Genomic DNA, 17,684 nt, shown 5'->3' on the forward strand with positions numbered 1-17,684 from the left:
CGAGAAAGCGGCGCGCGGCTTACATCCCCACGTAATTCGGCCCGCCGCCCCCTTCAGGCGTGACCCACACGATGTTCTGGGTCGGGTCCTTGATGTCGCAGGTCTTGCAATGCACGCAGTTCTGCGCATTGATCTGCAGGCGCTGCTTGCCGTCTTCGGTGCCCACGAATTCGTAGACGCCGGCCGGGCAGTAGCGGCTTTCAGGGCCGGCAAACTTCGACAGGTTGATGTTCACCGGCACCGACGCATCCTTGAGCGTCAGGTGGGCCGGCTGCTGTTCCTCGTGGTTGGTGTTGCTGATGAACACGCTCGACAGGCGGTCGAAGGTGAGCTTGCCGTCCGGTTTCGGATAGGCGATGGGCTTGCACTCCGCCGCGGGCTTGAGGTACAGGTGGTCGGGCTTGTGGCGGCGCAGGGTCCATGGAATGTGGCCCTTGAGCAGCCACTGCTCGACGCCGTTCATGAAGGTGGCAATGCCGAGGCCCTTCTTGAACCAGGCCTTGAAGTTGCGTGCCTTGTTCAGCTCCGTGTAGAGCCAGCTCTTCTCGAAGGCGGCCGGGTAGGCCGTGAGCTCGTCGTGCTGGCGGCCGGCCTGCACGGCGTCGTACGCGGCCTCGGCGGCCAGCATGCCCGTCTTGATGGCAGCGTGGCTGCCCTTGATGCGGCTCACGTTGAGGTAGCCGGCCTCGCAGCCGACCAGCGCGCCGCCCGGGAACACCGTCTTGGGCAGCGACATCAGGCCGCCGGCCGTGATGGCGCGCGCGCCGTATCCGATGCGCTTGGCGGGCTTGATGCCCTTGGCTTCGTCGCCTTCCAGGTACCAGCGGATGTTGGGATGCAGCTTCCAGCGCTGCATTTCCTCGAACGGGCTCAGGTAGGGGTTGCTGTAGTCCAGGCCCGTGATGAAACCCATGGAGATCTTGTTGTCTTCCATGTGATAGAGGAAAGCGCCGCCGTAGGTGTCGCTCTTCATCGGCCAGCCGGCGGTGTGCAGCACGAAGCCGGGCTGGTGGCGCTTGGGGTCGATTTCCCACACTTCCTTCACGCCGAGGCCGTAGGTCTGCGGGTCCTTGCCTTCGTCGAGCTTGAACCTGGCGATGAGCTGGCGGCCCAGGTGGCCGCGCGCGCCTTCGGCAAACACGGTGTACTTGCCCAGGAGCTCCATGCCGAGCTGGAAGTTCTCGGTGGGTTCGCCGTCCTTGCCCACGCCCAGGTTGCCGGTGGCGACGCCGCGCACCGAGCCGTTCTCGTTGTAGAGCACTTCGGCCGCCGGGAAGCCGGGGAAGATCTCCACGCCCAGGCTCTCGGCCTGCTGTGCCAGCCACTTGGTGAAGTCGCTCAGGCTGATGATGTAGTTGCCGTGGTTCTGGAAGCAGGCCGGCAGGAAGGCGTTGGGCGTGCGCAGGCCCGACTTTTCGCCGAGGAACACCATGGCGTCGTCGGTCACGGGCTGGTTCAGCGGGGCGCCCTGTTCCTTCCAGTCGGGCAGCAGCTCGTTGAGGGCGCGCGGGTCCATGATGGCGCCCGAGAGAATGTGCGCGCCGGGCTCGGAGCCTTTTTCGAGCACCACGACCGAGATTTCCTTTTCGTGGTGGGCGGCCAGCTGCTTGAGCCGGATGGCGGTCGAGAGGCCGGCCGGACCGCCGCCGACGACGACCACGTCATATTCCATGGATTCGCGGGGGCCGAACTGGGCGAGGATTTCGTCGTGGGTCATGTGGGTCTCGTCGATAATGATTTGAGGCTCGGACGCTTCGAGGGCGCGAAACATTTTATGTGGAGTGCGGGGCGTCGCCTCGGCGACTCGGCAACGACTCAACAGGACCCTCTTTCATGGCTTACAGCATCGACCTTTCGGGCCGCGTGGCCTTCGTCACCGGCGCTTCCAGCGGCCTGGGCGCGCAGTTTGCCAAGACGCTGGCGCGCGCCGGTGCGGCGGTGGTGCTGGCAAGCCGCCGGATCGAGAAACTCAAGGAGCTGCGTGCGCGCATCGAGGGCGAGGGCGGCGACGCCCATGTGGTCGAGCTCGACGTGACCGACATCGGCAGCATCAAGGCCGCCGTGGCGCGCGCCGAGACCGAGGTGGGCCCGATCGACGTCCTGGTCAACAACTCGGGCGTGAGCACCACCCAGCGCCTGCAGGACGTCACGCCCGACGACTACGACTACATCTTCGACACCAACGTGAAGGGTTCGTTCTTCGTCGCTCAGGAGGTGGGCAAACGCATGCTGGCGCGCGCCGACGGCTCGGCGCCGGGCACCTACATCGGCGGGCGCATCATCAACATCGCCTCGGTCGCCGCGCTCAAGGTGCTGCCGCAGATCGGCACCTACTGCATGAGCAAGGCTGCGGTGGTGCAGATGACCAAGGCCATGGCGCTCGAATGGGGCCGCTTCGGCATCAACGTGAACGCGCTGTGCCCCGGCTACATCACGACCGAGCTCAACGAGGACCACTGGCTTTCCGAAGGCGGCGCCAAGCTCGTGAACATGCTGCCGCGCAAGCGCGTGGGCAAGCCCGAAGATCTCGACGGCCTGATCGTGCTGCTGGCCAGCGGGCAGAGCCACTTCGTGAACGGCGCGGTGATTGCCGCGGACGACGGTTTCGCGCTCTGATCTTCCATCCCACAAGATCCACCGATGAGAATTGAAATCCCCGAGAAGAAGAAGTTCGTGTACGAGATGTCCATTCCCATCCGCTGGGGCGACATGGACGCCATGGGCCACCTCAACAACGGCACCTACTTTCGCTACCTGGAAACTGCGCGCATCGACTGGATACATTCGCTCGGCATCGAGCCCACGCCGGGCGGTGAAGGCATGGTGATCGTCAATGCCTTCTGCAATTTCTACCGCCAGATCGAATATCCCGGGGACGTGCTGCTCAAGATGTACGTGAGCGACCCGGGCCGCACCACCTTCGAAAGCTGGGCCACCATGGCGCGCGCCGAGGCGCCCGACGTGATCTGCGCCGCAGGCGGGGCGACCACCATCTGGGTCGATTTTCCGAAGCAGAAGGCGCTGGCCTTGCCCGACTGGCTGCGCACGCTGGTGAGCGAATAGGGCGAAATGCCGCAAAGAACGCTGGCGCTTGCGGCCCTCGTGCAGTTTGCCGCTTCGAGCCACGGGCAGGCCCAGACGAAGGCCGAGAACAATGCCTGCCCCGCGAACGCGTTGCGCATCGTTGCCCGGAGGCAAGGGCTTTGCGACGGCCTCAGGCCGGCCGCAGCACGATGCGCGCCTCGAACCCGCTGGCGGCGCCCGCCGGTGGCGAGGCCAGTTCGAGCTTCGCGTTGTGCTTCTCGACGATGGTGCCCACGATCGAAAGGCCCAGGCCGTATCCCGTGCGGTCGGAGCTGTGCCGTATGTGGCGCTGCTGCAGCGTGGCGAGCTGCTCCGCGCTGACGCCCGGGCCGAAGTCGCGCACCGCGAGCGTACAGGGCGCCATCACCTCGATCACCACGCGGCCGCTGCCGCTGTAGCGCAGCGCGTTTTCAACCAGGTTGCGCAGCGCGATGGCCAGCGCGTCGACGTCGCCCGAGGCAATGGGCGCGATGGCGTCGGGCACCTTGAGTGCCAGGCGTTCGCTGATCTGTGGGTCTTTCCAGAATTCCTGCACCACGGCGCCCGCGAGCTGGACCAGATTGACCCGTGAGCGGGCCAGCGACGCGCCAGATTCGGCGCGCGAGAGCTGGAGCAGCTTCTCGGTGCGGTGGCTGAGTATCTGCAGCGCGTCGATTGCGGCCTGGACATCGTTGCGCCGCAGGTCGTGCTCGAGCGCGGTCTGCAGGCGCAGCCGCGCCGCGGCCAGAGGCGTTCGCAGCTCGTGGGCCGCATTGGCGGCCAGCGCGCGCTCGACGTCGAGCGACTGCGACAGGCGCTCCAGCAGGCTGTTGACGTGGTCGCCCACCGAGCGCAGCTCCCTCGGCAGGCCGGGCAGCGTGATGGGCCGCAGGTCGGAGCCGCTGCGCTTCTCGATCTCGCCTGCAAGCTGCTGCAGCACGCGCAGCTCGGTGCGCGCCACGTTGCGCAGCACCAGCGCCAGGAGCGGCAGCACGGCGCCCAGCGGAATGATCAGGCCGTAGAGCGTGCGGTTCAGCGCCGTGCGGCGCTCGTCGAGCGGATCGGCCACCTGGAAGTAGAGGCCTCGCGTGGGGTGCCGCACGGTATAGATGCGCCAGGTCTGGTTGTTCGCGAAGCCCGCCGCCAGCGGAACGTCGAAGGCATCGTTGGGTGACTCGGCCGAGCGCAGCAGCACGTGCTCGTGGATGTCCACAACCTGGTAGTTCACGGCGTCTTCCGAGAACAGCTGCTTGGGCGCGACCATCGGCAGGGCCGAAGGCGTGCCCCCTTGCTGCAGCTTGTCGAGTTCCTGCACCGCCATGTCGAACATGCGGTGCGATACCTCGACCAGCTCGTTGTCGAAGTTATGGTTGATCTCGCGGTCCACATACCAGACCACGGCCAGCACGCACAGCATCCACACGCCGCCCACCCAGACGATCAGCGTGCGAGTCAGGCGGCCGGCCAGCGTGTCGGGGCCGGTTGGGGGAAGAACTGCGTTCATTCGTCGTCGTCTGCCGAAGTCGACAGGCGATAGCCGAGGCCGCGCAGTGTCTGGATATGGCTGCGGCCGAGCTTGCGCCGCAGCCGGCTGATGAACACCTCGAGCGTGTTGCTGTCGGCCTCGTCGCCGAAGCCGTAGAGCGCATCGGCCAGGTTTTCGCGGGTGTGGATGCGTTCGGGCCGTGTGGCCATGACGCGCAGCAGCGCCCATTCCTTCTGGGTCAGGACGACGGGATTCCCGTCCTTGCGGACCCGGTCCTGCGCCAGGTCGATCTCGAGCGTGCCGAGGTGAAGCACGGGCGAACTGCCGGCGCTGCGCCGCCGCTCGACCGCACGCAGCCGTGCCAGCAGCTCGGCCGGGTCGTAGGGCTTGATGAGGTAGTCGTCGGCGCCGGCATCGAGCCCGCGGATGCGGTCGGTGACCTGGTCGCGCGCGGTCAGCACGATGACGATGGGCGGCTCCCGCAGCGCGCGCACCTGCGGCAGCAGCGAAAGGCCGTCGCCGTCGCCCAGGTGCAGGTCGAGCAGGACGGCGGCGTATTGCACCGAATGCAGGGCGCCCCGGGCCTCGGCGAGGCTGGACGCCACGTCGACCACGAAAGCTTTCGCAATCAGATAGCTGCAAACGGCGTCTGCCAACGCACTGTCATCTTCGACGAGCAATATGCGCACGCGAGGTCACTCTTTCTTTCAAAAAACCGAGTCTAGCGCCGACCGCCGGGTGGTCCGGGAGCACGTCAGCTTTCGTTCAGGCTGCTTCAGGATTGGTTCAGACCAGGAACGTAGGCTCATGGGGTTTCCCGGACTTGGTTTTTTGCTGCTTGTTTCCCTGCTCATGACGCGTGTGCTGAATCTGCCGACTGTTTCGAATCTTCGTCTGGGGGCCATGACCCTTCTGGCGCTGGTACTCCTGCTGGGCTGGGACGCCACCGGCGGCGACCTCGCCCTGGCGCGCCTCGCGGGCACGCCCATGGGGTTTCCGCTGCGCGACAACGCCTTTCTCGTCCATGTGATGCACGAAAGCGCCAAGAACCTGAGCTGGCTGCTCGTGATTGCGCTGTTCGCCGGCATCCGCTGGCCGCTGGGCATCCTGCGGCGGCTGCCGGTTCGCGCCCGGGCACAGCTGGCCTTCACAGTGCTGCTTTCGGTGGTTGCGGTCAGCGTGCTCAAGCATGCGAGCCACACAAGCTGCCCCTGGGACCTGAAGGAATTCGGCGGCGTCGCAAGCCACGTTTCGCATTGGGCATGGAAGGTCTATGACGGCGGCCCGGGCGGGTGTTTTCCCGCCGGCCATGCCTCCGCGGCTTTCGCGTACCTGGGCGGCTATTTCGTGCTGCGCAGGGTGTCGCCGCGTGCCGCGCTCGTCTGGCTCGGCGTGTCGCTGGCCGCGGGCCTCGCGCTGGGGCTGTCGCAGCAGCTGCGGGGCGCGCACTACATGAGCCACACGCTGTGGACGGCGTGGATCTGCTGGGTGGTGGGCTTTGCCATCGACCTCCTGGCCGCACCCCGGGCCCCTCGACTGCCAACGGCTCAACCCGCCGTCCTGCATGCAGGCTCTTGATGTCACCCTGTTCGCGCTGATCAACGCAGGCGCCGCGGCACCGGCGTGGAGCATCTATTTCGCGCGCTTTGCCTCCGATGTGCTGCCGGCCTTGCTGGCCGTTGCGATCATCGGCGGGGCGGCGCTCGACCGGCGCCTGCGCTATGCCTGCTTCACCGCGCTGTTCAGCGTGCTGCTGGTCTGGCTCTTCGTGAACGTGTTTCGTTCCGCCATGCCGTTCCAGCGGCCCGCGTTCTACGGGCTGGGCATCCAGTGGGCGCCGCAGGGCGCACGGCCGGGTTTTCCGAGCCTGCATGCCGCGTGCACCTTCGCGGCGGCGTTTTCCCTCTGGTGCCTGCCCTGGCGCGCGCCCATGTTCGCGGCGCTGGCGGTGGCCGCGGTGGTCGGATGGAGCCGGGTGTTCCTGGGGCTGCACTTTCCGCTCGACGTGGTCGTCGGGGCGATGCTTGCCGCGCTGGTCTCGATCGTGGTGGAGCGCGGCGTCAGCCGCCCGCTGAACCTGGCGCTCAGGGCCTACATGCGGCCCAGGTTGAGGGCGAGAAGGGCTCGAGTCTGAACGCTGGCTGAACGCGCAGTTCAGGCTTCCTTCAGTTGCGCTTCCTACATTCGGTGGATGTCTTTTTCGCGAATCGAACCCCCGCTTGCGCGGAGCACGGGGTCATCCGCGGCCGGTTTGCCGCACCTGGCCCCTGCCCGCGCGCTCTGGGCGCGCTTCGATCTGTGGCTGTGCGAGCCGCGTTCGGCGCAGTCGCTCGTCCTATGGCTGGGCATCTACCTGGCCGTGGCCGCCAACTGGCCGCTGTGGAACGAGCTGGCGCGCATCGGCGGCGCGCCCAGTACCTACATGCCCACGATCGCTGCCATGGGGCTGCTCGTCGTGTGCGCCACGGTGGCGATGCTGTCCTTCACCGCATGGTCGCGCTGGATGAAGCCGCTGTGGTTCGCGGTGGTGCTGCTGGCTGCGTTCGTCCAGCACTACATGCTCGAGTACCGCGTGGTGATGGACCCGACCATGATCGCCAACGTGCTGCAGACCGACCCGAACGAGGCGCGCGACCTGATGAGCTGGCGCATGGCTTTCCATGTTCTGGTGGTTGTCCTGCTCCCGGGCCTGGCCCTCTGGAGGGCGCGCATCGTGCCGATGCGCTTCGTCTCCAGGCTCTGGCGCAATGCGGCGCTGCTCCTGCTGGCGGTGGCGGTGGCGCTGGTGGCTGCCGTGTCGATGAACCGGCAACTCGCGCCGCTGATGCGCAACAATATCCACCTGCGCTACATGATGAACCCGGTCGCGAGCCTGTATTCGGCCGGCTCGGTGCTCATCAAGCCGATGTTCAAGCGCAGCCGCAAGCTGATCCCCATCACCGCCGGCACCACCCTGGGTGCGAGCTATGCGGGCCAGGCCCGTCCGCCGATGTTCGTGATGGTGGTGGGCGAGACAGCCCGGGCCGACCACTTCGGCCTCAACGGCTATGCGCGCGACACCACGCCCGAACTGGCCGCGCGCGGCGTGTTGAGCTACCGCGACGTGCATTCGTGCGGCACGAATACGCTGGCCTCCGTGCCGTGCATGTTCTCGCCGCTGGGCAAGCAGGGCTATGAGTCGCGCAAGGACGACTACGAGAACCTGGTCGACGTGCTCCAGGCCGCGGGGCTGGCGGTGCTGTGGCTCGACAACCAGGCCGGCTGCAAGGACGTCTGCACCCGCATTCCGAATGCCTCTGCGTTCGACAGTCTTTCACCGGTGCAGAAGAGCGCACTGTGCGACGGCGAGGAGTGCCTGGACGACGTCATGCTCAAGGGGCTCGACGCGCGCATTGCGGCGCTGCCGGCCGAACGCCGCGCCAAGGGCGTGGTGCTGGTCATGCACCAGATGGGCAGCCACGGGCCGGCCTACTACAAGCGTTCGGCGGCGGACGTGAAGCGCTTTCTGCCCGAGTGCAAGACCAACGCGCTGGCCGAGTGCGGTCATGCGGAGCTGCAGAACGTGTATGACAACTCGATTGCCCAGACCGACCGTTTCCTCGCCCAGACCATCGACTGGCTCAAGGCACAGTCGAACCAGTACGACCCGGCCTTGCTCTACGTGAGCGACCATGGCGAATCGCTCGGCGAGTACGGCCTGTTCCTGCACGGCGTGCCCTACAGCTTTGCGCCGGAAGCCCAGAAGCACGTGCCCATGGTCACCTGGTTCAGCGACGGCATAAGCCAGCGCCGCAAGCTCTCTCGCCCGTGCATGGAAGCGGGGCTCGATGCGCCGCTCACGCACGATAACCTCTATCACACGGTGCTGGGGCTGATGGACGTGGGCAACTCCACCTACAAGCCCGCCCTGGACGCGCTCGCGTCCTGCCGCAACAAGGCCTGAAGCCGCGGCCCGCTATTTCTTCTCGCGGGGCAGCCGCCCCATCAGAAAGAACTCGGGGTTCGGCTGCATGCCGCTGAAGCTCGCAAGCCGGTTGCTCAGGCCGAAGAAGGCGGTGATCGAGGCAATGTCCCAGATGTCCTCGTCGTCGAAGCCGTGGGCATGCAGCGGCGGGAAGTCGCTGTCATCGATTTCGTGCGAGCGTTCGCAGACCTTCATCGCAAAGTCGAGCATGGCGCGCTGGCGCGGCGTGATGTCGGCCTTGCGGTAGTTCACCGCCACCTGATCGGCCACCAGCGGTTTCTTCTCGTAGATGCGCAGCAGCGCGCCGTGCGCCACCACGCAGTACAGGCACTGGTTGGCCGCGCTGGTGGTCGTGACGATCATTTCGCGGTCGCCCTTGGTGAGCGAACCTTCCTCCTTCAGCATCAGCGCGTCGTGGTAGGCGAAGAAGGCGCGCCACTCGGCCGGGCGGCGCGCGAGCGCGAGGAAGACGTTGGGCACGAAGCCCGCTTTCTCCTGCACCGCAAGAATCGCGGTGCGGATGTCTTCCGGCAGGTCCTTCAACTCGGCGAGAGGGTAGCGGTCGGCCATTTTTCGTCTCCTGGGTGGAATGCCAGGATCGATCATAGGCAACCGGCGCCCCTTGCCCCGCCCTGGGGCTTTCTGCGCCTTACTTGAGCGCCTTGCCCTGCGTCGCGCCCAGCGGCGTGTGCAGCTGCGAGCTCACCCACTGGCCGGTGTTGTCGTCACGGCCCTGCAGCAGGTAGCGTGTGTCCGGCTTGCCGTAGTTCTGCACCGCCATGGCCGAGAACTTGCCGATGTCGGTCTTCGGGTCGCGCAGCCGGTTCACGATCAGCACCTTCTTCGTGTCGGCGAAGTCGGCCATCATGTTCTGGTCGCCCTCGCTGTCGCCGGCAATGAAGCTCGGGCCGTAGCCGTATTTGCTGACCAGGAAGCGCTGGATGTTCTTGGTCTTGCCGGGGCCCTGGGTCTGGTCGTAGCCGCGGCGGAACTCGGGCTGGATCACGCCGTTGGCGTCGCGCTCCAGCTCCATCGCGAGCACGCGCTCGGGCGGGTTGTTGTAGCCGAAGGCGGGGTTCGACGAGATCTCCTTGATCACGTCGACGAACGATGCCGAGCACACCCAGACATCGAAGCCCGCGTTGCGGAATGCGGCGTACAGCTCCTGCATCTCGGGCTGCAGCCGCAGGCCGTTCTTCCAGCTGACCGAGACCACGCCCGCCTGGCCCGGCAGCGCGGCCGGCGAGGTCCACTTGACCTTGGCCACGGGCTCCTTCAATTGCCATGCCACCGTCTCGGCCGTGAGCTTGCGCACCTGCGCCTCGGTCATGCCGACGAAGAGGTAGGTCACCCAGGGGTAGGCCGTGTCGTGGTCGAAGGTGTCGCCGATCGCTTCGTAGAGAAAGCGCACCTTGGTGGTGAAGGCGATGTAGTGCGGGCTCAGCTTCACCGCGGCCAGCGGCTGGTTGCCCTTGAGGCCGCTGTAGTTCTGGTAGAGCCAGGTGTAGCTGGCCACGATGTCGGGCACCAGCAGATCGATGTTGACGGGCTTGCCCGCCGCGTTGTTGTGCGCCGGCAGGAAGTCCTTCTTCGGGATGTTCTTGCGCAGCGCCACTTCGAGCTGCGCGGGCGTGGCGCCGAACACCAGGTTTTCGAGCTGGTAGATCAGCGAGGCTTCCTCGATGTCGAGAAACACGCTCGTGTTGTCCCAGTCGAAGACGACGTAAGGCGGCTTGGCGGCGTTGTAGCCGGGGCTTCCTTTGCCGAGGCTGGCGATCAGGCCTTCGATCTGGGTACGGTTGAAGGCGTCCCAGTGGGCGGGCGAAAGGCCCTTGGCGGGCGAGAGGCTGGCGCAGCCAGTGGCGACGAGCGCAGTGGCGAGCGGGGTGAGGAGGACGAGGCGGCGTTGCATGCGTTCCCTGTTGTTGTGCGTTTGTGGATGAGAAGCACCGAGCGTATGCAACGCCCGTGACACTTCTGCAACCACCTACGCATCAGTCATGCCAGCCACGCGCGGATCCGTGCGTGCTGCGGGCAAGGAGGGCGCCGAGCGGCCCGGCTCGAGCACCGCGAGATCGCTTTCGTCCTTGAGCCCGACGCCGGTCAGCCCTCTTTGCAGCGCCTCGCGCATCAGCCATGCCAGCTTGAACGCGGCGGCTTCGCAGGGCAGGCCTTCGGGCCGCACGTTGGAGATGCAGTTGCGCTCGGCGTCGTGCCGGCCGCGCCTGGGCGAATGGGTCAGGTAGATGCCGAGGCTGTCGGGCGAGCTGAGTCCCGGGCGCTCGCCGATCAGCATGACCGAGAGGGCGGCGCCGAACAGTTCGCCCACCTCGTCGGCCAACGCGACGCGCGCCTGCGTGGCGATGACGACGGGGGCAAAGCGCGTCCCGGCCGGCAGCTGCGAGCGCAGCGCGGCCAGGAGCGGCGCGGCATGGCGTGCCACGGCGAGCGAGGAAAGGCCATCGCCGATGACCACGCAGACGTCGCAATCGCGGCTCGCCGCTGCGCGCAGGCGCTCCGCGTCGGCGGGGTCGAGCTGCCGGCCGAGGTCGGGGCGGCGCAGGTAGGTGGTACGGTCTTCCGCGCGGCTGCGCGCCCGCGCCACCTGCCAATGCTGTTCAAGCAAGGTGGCTTCGAGAGCGTCGACGTCGAGTGCCGCATGGATGGCGTCGCGCGCCATGGCATGGGCCCAGCCGAAGCGCAGCGTCTCGTCGGTCGGCATGCCGGCACCGGCGCGGCCCAGCGCCAGCCGTGCCGGCGTGGCCGAACGCCACTGCGCCCAGGGGTTCGGCGTGACGGGGTCGTTGCCGCTGCTCATTGCCCGAGTGCGGTCAGCCCGCTCATGTCCGCCAGCAGGCGGTTGGCCGAGGGCGGCGCGAGTTGCCCCGCCGCATCGGTGATCTGCATGCGCTGCAGCCAGGCCTCGAATTCGGGTGCACGCTTCAGGCCCAGCGTCTGGCGCAGGAACAGCGCGTCGTGGAACGAGGTGCTCTGGTAGTTGAGCATCACGTCGTCGGCGCCCGGAATGCCCATGATGAAGTTGATGCCCGCGGTGCCGAGCAGCACGAGCAGGTTGTCCATGTCGTCCTGGTCGGCCTCGGCATGGTTGGTGTAGCAGATGTCGCAACCGAGGGGCAGGCCCAGCAGCTTGCCGCAGCAGTGGTCTTCGAGCCCGGCGCGGATGATCTGCTTGCCGTCGAAAAGATATTCGGGCCCGATGAAGCCGACCACCGTGTTGATGAGCAGCGGCTTGTAGCGGCGGGCCAGTGCATACGCGCGCACCTCGCAGGTCTGCTGGTCGACACCGAAGTTGGCGTTGGCCGAGAGCGCGCTGCCCTGGCCGGTCTCGAAATACATCACGTTGTTGCCGACGGTGCCGCGGTTCAGCGCCAGTGCCGCGGCATAGGCTTCGTCGAGCAGCTCGGGCGTGATGCCGAAAGAGAGGTTCGCCTTTTCGGTGCCAGCGATCGACTGGAACACCAGGTCGACCGGCGCGCCCGCTTCGGCGAGCTTGAGCGTATTGGTGACATGGGTGAGCACGCAGCTTTGCGTGGGAATCGCGAAGCGCTGGATCACCTCGTCGAGCATGTGCAGCAGCCGGCCCAGCACCTGCATGCTGTCGGACACCGGGTTGAGGCCGATCACCGCGTCGCCGGCACCGTAGAGCAGGCCGTCGAGCGTCGAGGCCGCCACGCCGCGCAGGTCGTCGGTGGGATGGTTGGGCTGCAGGCGCACGGCCAGATGGCCGGGCAGGCCGATGGTGTCGCGGAACCGCGTGACCACGCTGCACTTCCTGGCGACCGACACCAGGTCCTGGTTGCGCATGAGCTTGGACACGGCCGCCACCATCTCGGGTGTGAGGCCCGGTGCCAGCGCAGTCAGCGTTTCGGTGGTGGCCTGCTCCGACAGCAGCCAATTGCGGAAGTCGCCCACGGTGAGGTGCGACACCGGCGCGAAGGCCTGCGCGTCATGGCTGTCGATGATGAGGCGCGTGATGTTGTCGCTCTCGTAGGGAATCAGTGCTTCGGTCAGGAACTGCTTGAGCGGCGTTTCGGCCAGCACGTGGCGCGCCGCCATGCGCTGCTGCGCAGTGGCAGCGCCGATTTCCGCCAGGTAGTCGCCCGAACGCGCCGGGCTGGCCACGGCCATGACCTGCTTCAGGTCGTCGAAGTCGAAGACCTGGCCGGCGATGGTGGTGCGATAGCGCATCTTTCGTTCACGCGATGGTGCTCGAGGAAAGCATCTCGTCGGGCGCCGCCGCCTTGCGTTGTGCGGAGGTCAGCAGGAAGTAGCCATAGGCCGCCGCCATCAGCACCAGGAACAACAGCGTGAGCATGGCGTTGAACCACACCATCGCACCGAGGCAGACCACGCCGAGCCCGAGCGCGATGGCCGGAAACACCGGATAGAAGGGCGCGCGGTAGGTGCGCAGCAGGTCGGGCTCGCTCCTGCGCAGCTTGAAGAGCGCCGCCATCGAGATCAGGTACATCACGATGGCGCCGAGCACCGCCATGGTCACGATGTTGGCGGTAAGCGTCTGGCCGCCGAACTGCACCCACTCGTCGCTGAAGATGGCCACCACGCCGATCACGCCGCCGGCCAGCAGCGCGCGGTGCGGCGTGTCGAAGCGCGGGCTCAGGCCGGCGAAGTAGAGCGGCAGGTAGCCCGCGCGCGCCAGCGCGAAGATCTGCCGCGAGTAGCCCATGATGATGCCGTGGAACGAGGCAATCAGCCCGAAGAGGCCGATCCACACCAGCATGTGCAGCCAGCCGCTGTTGTCGCCCACCACCGCCTTCATGGCCTGCGGCAGCGGATCGTTGATGTTGGCGAGCTTGCGCCAGTCGCCCACCCCGCCCGCGAAGATCATCACGCCGAAGGCCAGCACCACCAGCGTGACGATGCCCGTGGTGTAGGCGATGGGAATGGTGCGGTGCGGGTCGCGCGCTTCCTCGGCCGCCATGGCCGCGCCCTCGATGGCCAGGAAGAACCAGATCGCGAACGGTATCGACGCGAAGATGCCCGAGATGGCCGCGCCGTTGAGCACGCTGCCTCCGGCCCAGCCGTTGGCGACGAAGTTGGCCATGGTCCAGCCCGGCGTGACCACGCCCATGAACACCAGCAGCTCGACAATGGCCAGCACGGTCACGAAGAGTTCGAAGGCCGCCGCGATGCCCACGCCGATCCAGTTGAGCGCGATGAAGATCACATAGGCGCCCAGCGCGAACCACTTGGGATTGATGCCCGGAAACTGCACGTTGAGATAGGCGCCGATGGCCAGTGCGATGGCCGGCGGTGCAAAGACGAATTCGATCAGCGTGGCAAAGCCCGCCACGAAGCCGCCGGTCGGTCCGAAGGCGCGCCGCGCATAGGCGAATGGGCCGCCCGCATGAGGGATGGCGGTCGAGAGCTCGGTGAAGCTGAAGATGAAGGTGGTGTACATCGTGGCCACCAGCACCGTGGCCACCAGGAAGCCGAGCGTGCCGGCCGTGTTCCAGCCGTAGCTCCAACCAAAGTACTCACCCGATATGACCAGGCCCACCGCAATTCCCCAGAGCTGGACGGGGCCGAGCACCTTCTTCAGGTGGCCGGTGCCGGCCGGAACAGCGATTGCGGCCGGTGGTGTGGCTTCGATGGACTGCATGGGGCTTCCTCTCTTGGCGGATGTTGACAGTGCATATGCAGCAAAGCAAGGGCTGTTCCACCGCTCGCCATAATCACGCTTTCCCCATCCTTCCGAGGTATTCCAGTGAAGTCTTCTTCGTCGTTCTTCTGTGTTGCTTTCGTGTCCCTGTGCGCCGTGTCTACCGCCTGGGCGCAGTCCGCTCCCGTCACCACGCCAAGCGGCCTGGTCTACCAGTCGCTGAAAGAAGGCACCGGTGCCTCGCCCGCGGCGACCGATGTGGTCAAGGTGCATTACCGCGGCACCTTCCCCGACAGCGGCAAGGAATTCGACAGCTCCTACAGCCGCGGCGAGCCCACGGAGTTTCCGCTCAACGGTGTGATCCCTTGCTGGACCGAAGGCGTGCAGAAGATGAAGCCGGGCGGCAAGGCCAAGCTGACCTGCCCGCCGGCCATTGCCTACGGTTCGCGCGGCGCGGGCGGCGTAATTCCGCCGAACGCCACGCTCAACTTCGAAGTCGAGCTGGTCTCCGTCAAGAAGCGCTGACGCGGCCCCGGCGCCGTGCTGTTCCGCAGCGCATGAGACCGGCGCAGTCCACACCAGGAACACCGCGGAACCGGCTTGGCCGGGCCGCTGGTGTTGCCCCCTTGAGGGAGAGTCGAGCTACACGAAGTGAGCGAGGGACGGGGGTGGGTTCATTTCAACCTGGCTGGTACTGATAGAGCCAGGTTTCAGTGAGCGTCTTGTCGCCGGTCTTCAGGTAGAGCCGCATGTCGATGGGCTCGTTGCCTTCGGGCGTGAAGTCGAACTGAGCGCGCCAGTGGCCGGGCACGCCGTTGGGCACGGCCTCGGCAAAGACGTAGGAGAACTTGCCGCGCGGCGCGGTCAGCACCAGCTCGGGCTTCACGCCGAAGGGCACGGTGGTGAGCGGCTGGCCGATGAACTCCACCATGAACTTGCGCACGCCCGGCGGGCGCGGCTGGCCCGGCTGCCCGCCGCGGCCGATGCGCGTGGCCACGCAGCGCGCGAGCGGCGAGGGAAAGGGCTCCTGGTCGGTCCAGTGCAGCCGGTACTGCAGGCTGTAGCTCGCGCCCGCCTTGGCATCGGCCTTGGGCACCCAGAAAGCGACGATGTTGTCGTGGATCTCGTCGTCGGTCGGAATCTCGATCAGCTGCACCGAGCCTTCGCCCCAGTCGCCAAGCGGCTCGATCCAGAGGCTCGGGCGCTTCTCGTAGTTGACGCCGTCCTGGTAGTGGTCGAACGAGCGATCGCGCTGCAGCAGGCCGAAGCCGCGCGGCCTGGTGTCTGCGAACGCGGAGGCGCGCGTTTGCATGGGGTTGTTGAGCGGCCGCCAGATGCGCTCGCCCGCGCCATTCCAGATGGCCAGGCCGTCGGAGTCGTGCACCTCGGGCCGCCAGTCGATGGCGGTGGGCTTGATGGTTTCCGAATACCAGTACATCGAGGTGAGCGGCACCAGCCCGAGGCGCGACACGTCGCGGCGCAGGAAGAGGCGCGAATCGATGTCCATGATCACGGCCTTGCCGCGCTGCATCACGAACTTGAACACGCCCGTGACGCTCGGCCCTTCGAGCAGCGCGTAGACCGTCATCGAGGTGGTGTTGTTGGCGGCCGGCGTTTCGAAGTAGTAGCGCGTGAAGGTGGGAAACTCTTCGGGCTTGTCGGGCACTGCCACGTCGAGCGCGAGGCCGCGCGCCGACAGGCCGTACTGGTACAGCTCGCCGATGGCGCGGAAGTACGAAGCGCCGAGAAACGCCACCCAGTCGTTCTTCTGCCAGTCCAGCTTGCCCTGGTCGCCCAGGCGGCTCTCTTGCAGGCGGAAGCCCGCAAAGCCCGCGCCGGGCGGCAGCGCGCGCGCCGGGCTGTCGGGCGGCATCGAGAAGTAGGAAGGGCTGTAGAGCACCTCGCGCGCAAAGGCATCGCCATCGGAATTCTCGAGCACGTGCATGCGCACCGGCGTCTGGAAGAAGCGGCCGAGGTGAAAGAAGGTGACGGGAAAGGCACCGGGGCCATCGCGGAAGAGCGCGTTGGCAGGGTCGAACTTGATCTTGCCGTGCGCGTCGTAGTCGATCTTCTCGAGCACGTCGGGTGCGAGCGGCGCGGCGGCGGCATACGGCTGCGACGCCAGGCGCTTGGCCTGTGCCACGAGGCGGTCGAACGAGAAGGGCGAAGGCTGGCTCAGCTGCAGGCCGTTGGCGGCCAACGCCTCTTCAGGCAGTCCAAGGGCGGCGAGTGCGGCGGCGGCACCACCTGCGGCAAGGAAGGATCGGCGATCAAGCATGTGTTTCTTGAGGGTTGCGAGTCTTGGAAATACGTTGGGAAAGACGCAAGGGATGCAAGGGATGCAAGGGATGCAAGGGATGCAAGGGGCGACGCGGCATCGTCGGCGGGTGCCTGTCGGTTGCTTCGGAAGAAAACCATCCTAGCGCAGCCCGCACCGGGATTTCGCGGCGAAGAGCGCCGAGCATGCCTGGGCGGCGGCCCGTTCCGCGTCAGCCAACCTGCGCAATCCGGGCCGGACAAGGCCGGGAATTGCGCATTCGAGCAGAAATTTGTGCGTTTATGTATCGGCGTTGTCCGCCGCGCTCAGCGCATAGACGGCATAGATCGACACGCCAAGCAGCATCAGGAGCAGCGGCGCGAACAAGGTGTAGGGCAGGCCGAAGCCTTCCAGCACCCGGTAGGTCGAGTCCAGGCGCAGGCGCGGATGGCCTTGCGTCAACTCGGCGGCCCTGCGCAGCCCCCATCGAAACTCGGCGCCAGTGGGCCGCACCGACGGATGCTGCGCGGCGCGGCCCACCCCGAGCCAGCACATCGCATCGAAGGCCAGCACCGAGCCTGCGGGCGCGCGCTCGTCGAAGGTCGCGAGCACGGCCTGCACCTGCTGCGGCTCGAGGTACATCAGCACGCCCTCGGCGAAGAGGAACACCGGTTGCGCCTGGCGCCTGCGCGGCAGGTCGAGCTGCTCCCACCAGCTGGGCGATGTCAGGTCCAGCGCGCGTACATCGTGGCGCGTATTGGTTTCCGGAATGAGCTCGCGGCGCAGCGCGAGCACCTCGGGCAGGTCGGCATCGGTCATGCGGCACTTTTCGTCGTCCAGCCATTGAAAATAGTGGCTGAGTCCGCAGCCCATGTTCACCACGCGCGCGCCCGGGTGCTGCTTGAGGAACTCCTGCGCGAGGCTGCGAAAGCGCCGCGTGCGGCTCAGGATGCCGTAGATGGTCGTCCGATCTTCGGGAAGGGCCTGCCCGTCGTCGCGGATCTTCTCGAGGATCGACGCGGCATAGGCGTCCCGCACCGCCATCTGGGGAAACATCGCATCGCCCGAGGCGCGCGCGGCGAGGGGGATTCGCAGAGTGGACGGCACGGCCGACAGGCTTCGCGCGGGCTTCTTGATTGTTGTCATGGGCGCTGGCACAGGGGCATGCGCAAGTCTGGCCGCTCCCCGGGCGGGGAGCAAGTCAGCTTTTCGTTAACCCTGGACGCGCCCATGCTCTCTGGCGGCGCTCGTCGTCGCCACCGGCAATCGCCGC

The 17,684-nt window shown here is 66.7% G+C and carries 16 protein-coding genes; 6 read left to right on the plus strand and 10 right to left on the minus strand.

Features of this window, described 5'->3' with window-relative positions; all coding sequences use genetic code 11:
- Positions 1-19: 19 nt before the first annotated feature.
- Positions 20-1,717 carry an electron transfer flavoprotein-ubiquinone oxidoreductase gene (locus ACAM55_RS08630; protein WP_369655617.1) on the minus strand — a complete coding sequence of 566 codons (1,698 nt, stop codon included), beginning with the start codon at positions 1,715-1,717 and terminating at the stop codon, positions 20-22.
- A 116-nt stretch (positions 1,718-1,833) separates the two neighbouring features.
- On the opposite strand from ACAM55_RS08630, the gene ACAM55_RS08635 reads away from it, so the two are divergent.
- Positions 1,834-2,616 carry an SDR family oxidoreductase gene (locus tag ACAM55_RS08635; protein ID WP_369655618.1) on the plus strand — a complete coding sequence of 261 codons (783 nt, stop codon included), beginning with the start codon at positions 1,834-1,836 and terminating at the stop codon, positions 2,614-2,616.
- Positions 2,617-2,640: 24 nt separating this feature from the next.
- Positions 2,641-3,063, plus strand: coding sequence for an acyl-CoA thioesterase (locus ACAM55_RS08640; RefSeq protein WP_369655619.1), 423 nt, complete (start codon positions 2,641-2,643; stop codon positions 3,061-3,063).
- A gap of 151 nt (positions 3,064-3,214) precedes the next feature.
- Here ACAM55_RS08640 and ACAM55_RS08645 read toward each other — a convergent pair whose 3' ends face one another.
- Both ACAM55_RS08645 and ACAM55_RS08650 read right to left on the minus strand, forming a co-directional pair.
- Positions 3,215-4,567, minus strand: a complete 1,353-nt coding sequence (locus ACAM55_RS08645; protein ID WP_369655620.1) for a sensor histidine kinase — start codon at positions 4,565-4,567, stop codon at positions 3,215-3,217.
- The gene (locus ACAM55_RS08650) at positions 4,564-5,238 is read right to left on the minus strand and encodes a response regulator (RefSeq protein WP_369655621.1); all 675 of its coding nucleotides are present in this window, start codon (positions 5,236-5,238) and stop codon (positions 4,564-4,566) included. The genes ACAM55_RS08645 and ACAM55_RS08650 overlap by 4 nt, the downstream gene beginning before the upstream one ends.
- 214 nt (positions 5,239-5,452) lie before the next feature.
- Between ACAM55_RS08650 and ACAM55_RS08655 the strand changes: the two genes are divergently transcribed.
- Genes ACAM55_RS08655 through ACAM55_RS08665 form a run of 3 tightly spaced genes read left to right on the plus strand, consistent with a single transcriptional unit; the run spans position 5,453 to position 8,492 of the window.
- Positions 5,453-6,127: a phosphatase PAP2 family protein gene (locus ACAM55_RS08655; RefSeq protein ID WP_369655622.1), complete on the plus strand. Its 675-nt coding sequence runs from the start codon at positions 5,453-5,455 to the stop codon at positions 6,125-6,127.
- Entirely contained in the window at positions 6,114-6,683 is a 570-nt protein-coding gene (locus ACAM55_RS08660) for a phosphatase PAP2 family protein (RefSeq protein ID WP_369655623.1), read from the plus strand. The genes ACAM55_RS08655 and ACAM55_RS08660 overlap by 14 nt, the downstream gene beginning before the upstream one ends.
- Positions 6,684-6,740: 57 nt before the next feature.
- Positions 6,741-8,492, plus strand: coding sequence for a phosphoethanolamine transferase (locus ACAM55_RS08665; protein WP_369655624.1), 1,752 nt, complete (start codon positions 6,741-6,743; stop codon positions 8,490-8,492).
- A gap of 12 nt (positions 8,493-8,504) precedes the next feature.
- Here ACAM55_RS08665 and ACAM55_RS08670 read toward each other — a convergent pair whose 3' ends face one another.
- The 5 genes from ACAM55_RS08670 to eat all read right to left on the minus strand — a co-directional run bounded on the left by ACAM55_RS08670 (position 8,505) and on the right by eat (position 14,154).
- Entirely contained in the window at positions 8,505-9,083 is a 579-nt protein-coding gene (locus ACAM55_RS08670; RefSeq protein ID WP_369655625.1) for a peroxidase-related enzyme, read from the minus strand.
- A 79-nt stretch (positions 9,084-9,162) separates the two neighbouring features.
- Complete coding sequence (locus ACAM55_RS08675; RefSeq protein ID WP_369655626.1) at positions 9,163-10,425, minus strand: haloacid dehalogenase-like hydrolase; 1,263 nt, start codon at positions 10,423-10,425, stop codon at positions 9,163-9,165.
- Positions 10,426-10,500: 75 nt separating this feature from the next.
- Positions 10,501-11,331 (minus strand): ethanolamine ammonia-lyase subunit EutC, encoded by an 831-nt coding sequence (eutC, locus tag ACAM55_RS08680; protein ID WP_369655627.1) that lies wholly within the window; start codon positions 11,329-11,331, stop codon positions 10,501-10,503.
- A complete protein-coding gene (locus ACAM55_RS08685) occupies positions 11,328-12,722 on the minus strand; it encodes an ethanolamine ammonia-lyase subunit EutB (RefSeq protein ID WP_369655628.1) in 1,395 nt (464 codons plus the stop codon). The genes eutC and ACAM55_RS08685 overlap by 4 nt, the downstream gene beginning before the upstream one ends.
- Before the next feature lie 7 nt (positions 12,723-12,729).
- Positions 12,730-14,154: an ethanolamine permease gene (gene eat, locus ACAM55_RS08690; protein ID WP_369655629.1), complete on the minus strand. Its 1,425-nt coding sequence runs from the start codon at positions 14,152-14,154 to the stop codon at positions 12,730-12,732.
- 141 nt (positions 14,155-14,295) lie between these two features.
- Between eat and ACAM55_RS08695 the strand changes: the two genes are divergently transcribed.
- On the plus strand, positions 14,296-14,679 hold the full coding sequence (locus ACAM55_RS08695) for an FKBP-type peptidyl-prolyl cis-trans isomerase (RefSeq protein ID WP_369656356.1): 384 nt from the start codon (positions 14,296-14,298) through the stop codon (positions 14,677-14,679).
- A 154-nt stretch (positions 14,680-14,833) separates the two neighbouring features.
- Here ACAM55_RS08695 and ACAM55_RS08700 read toward each other — a convergent pair whose 3' ends face one another.
- On the minus strand, positions 14,834-16,432 hold the full coding sequence (locus ACAM55_RS08700; RefSeq protein ID WP_369655630.1) for a glucan biosynthesis protein: 1,599 nt from the start codon (positions 16,430-16,432) through the stop codon (positions 14,834-14,836).
- A 279-nt stretch (positions 16,433-16,711) separates the two neighbouring features.
- Positions 16,712-17,557: a class I SAM-dependent methyltransferase gene (locus ACAM55_RS08705; RefSeq protein WP_369655631.1), complete on the minus strand. Its 846-nt coding sequence runs from the start codon at positions 17,555-17,557 to the stop codon at positions 16,712-16,714.
- Between the last annotated feature and the right edge of the window lie 127 nt (positions 17,558-17,684).

The sequence above is a fragment of the Variovorax sp. V213 genome (assembly GCF_041154455.1).
Lineage (GTDB): Bacteria > Pseudomonadota > Gammaproteobacteria > Burkholderiales > Burkholderiaceae_C > Variovorax.

What these genes read in the sequence shown, in the direction of transcription:
- ACAM55_RS08640 (WP_369655619.1), top strand. Translation starts at nt 2,641, where the DNA reads ATGAGAATTGAAATCCCCGAGAAGAAGAAGTTCGTGTACGAGATGTCC.
- ACAM55_RS08645 (WP_369655620.1), bottom strand. Translation starts at nt 4,567, where the DNA reads ATGAACGCAGTTCTTCCCCCAACCGGCCCCGACACGCTGGCCGGCCGC.
- ACAM55_RS08685 (WP_369655628.1), bottom strand. Translation starts at nt 12,722, where the DNA reads ATGCGCTATCGCACCACCATCGCCGGCCAGGTCTTCGACTTCGACGAC.
- ACAM55_RS08655 (WP_369655622.1), top strand. Translation starts at nt 5,453, where the DNA reads ATGACCCTTCTGGCGCTGGTACTCCTGCTGGGCTGGGACGCCACCGGC.
- ACAM55_RS08635 (WP_369655618.1), top strand. Translation starts at nt 1,834, where the DNA reads ATGGCTTACAGCATCGACCTTTCGGGCCGCGTGGCCTTCGTCACCGGC.
- eat (WP_369655629.1), bottom strand. Translation starts at nt 14,154, where the DNA reads ATGCAGTCCATCGAAGCCACACCACCGGCCGCAATCGCTGTTCCGGCC.
- ACAM55_RS08670 (WP_369655625.1), bottom strand. Translation starts at nt 9,083, where the DNA reads ATGGCCGACCGCTACCCTCTCGCCGAGTTGAAGGACCTGCCGGAAGAC.
- ACAM55_RS08630 (WP_369655617.1), bottom strand. Translation starts at nt 1,717, where the DNA reads ATGACCCACGACGAAATCCTCGCCCAGTTCGGCCCCCGCGAATCCATG.
- eutC (WP_369655627.1), bottom strand. Translation starts at nt 11,331, where the DNA reads ATGAGCAGCGGCAACGACCCCGTCACGCCGAACCCCTGGGCGCAGTGG.
- ACAM55_RS08665 (WP_369655624.1), top strand. Translation starts at nt 6,741, where the DNA reads ATGTCTTTTTCGCGAATCGAACCCCCGCTTGCGCGGAGCACGGGGTCA.
- ACAM55_RS08660 (WP_369655623.1), top strand. Translation starts at nt 6,114, where the DNA reads ATGCAGGCTCTTGATGTCACCCTGTTCGCGCTGATCAACGCAGGCGCC.
- ACAM55_RS08705 (WP_369655631.1), bottom strand. Translation starts at nt 17,557, where the DNA reads ATGACAACAATCAAGAAGCCCGCGCGAAGCCTGTCGGCCGTGCCGTCC.
- ACAM55_RS08700 (WP_369655630.1), bottom strand. Translation starts at nt 16,432, where the DNA reads ATGCTTGATCGCCGATCCTTCCTTGCCGCAGGTGGTGCCGCCGCCGCA.
- ACAM55_RS08675 (WP_369655626.1), bottom strand. Translation starts at nt 10,425, where the DNA reads ATGCAACGCCGCCTCGTCCTCCTCACCCCGCTCGCCACTGCGCTCGTC.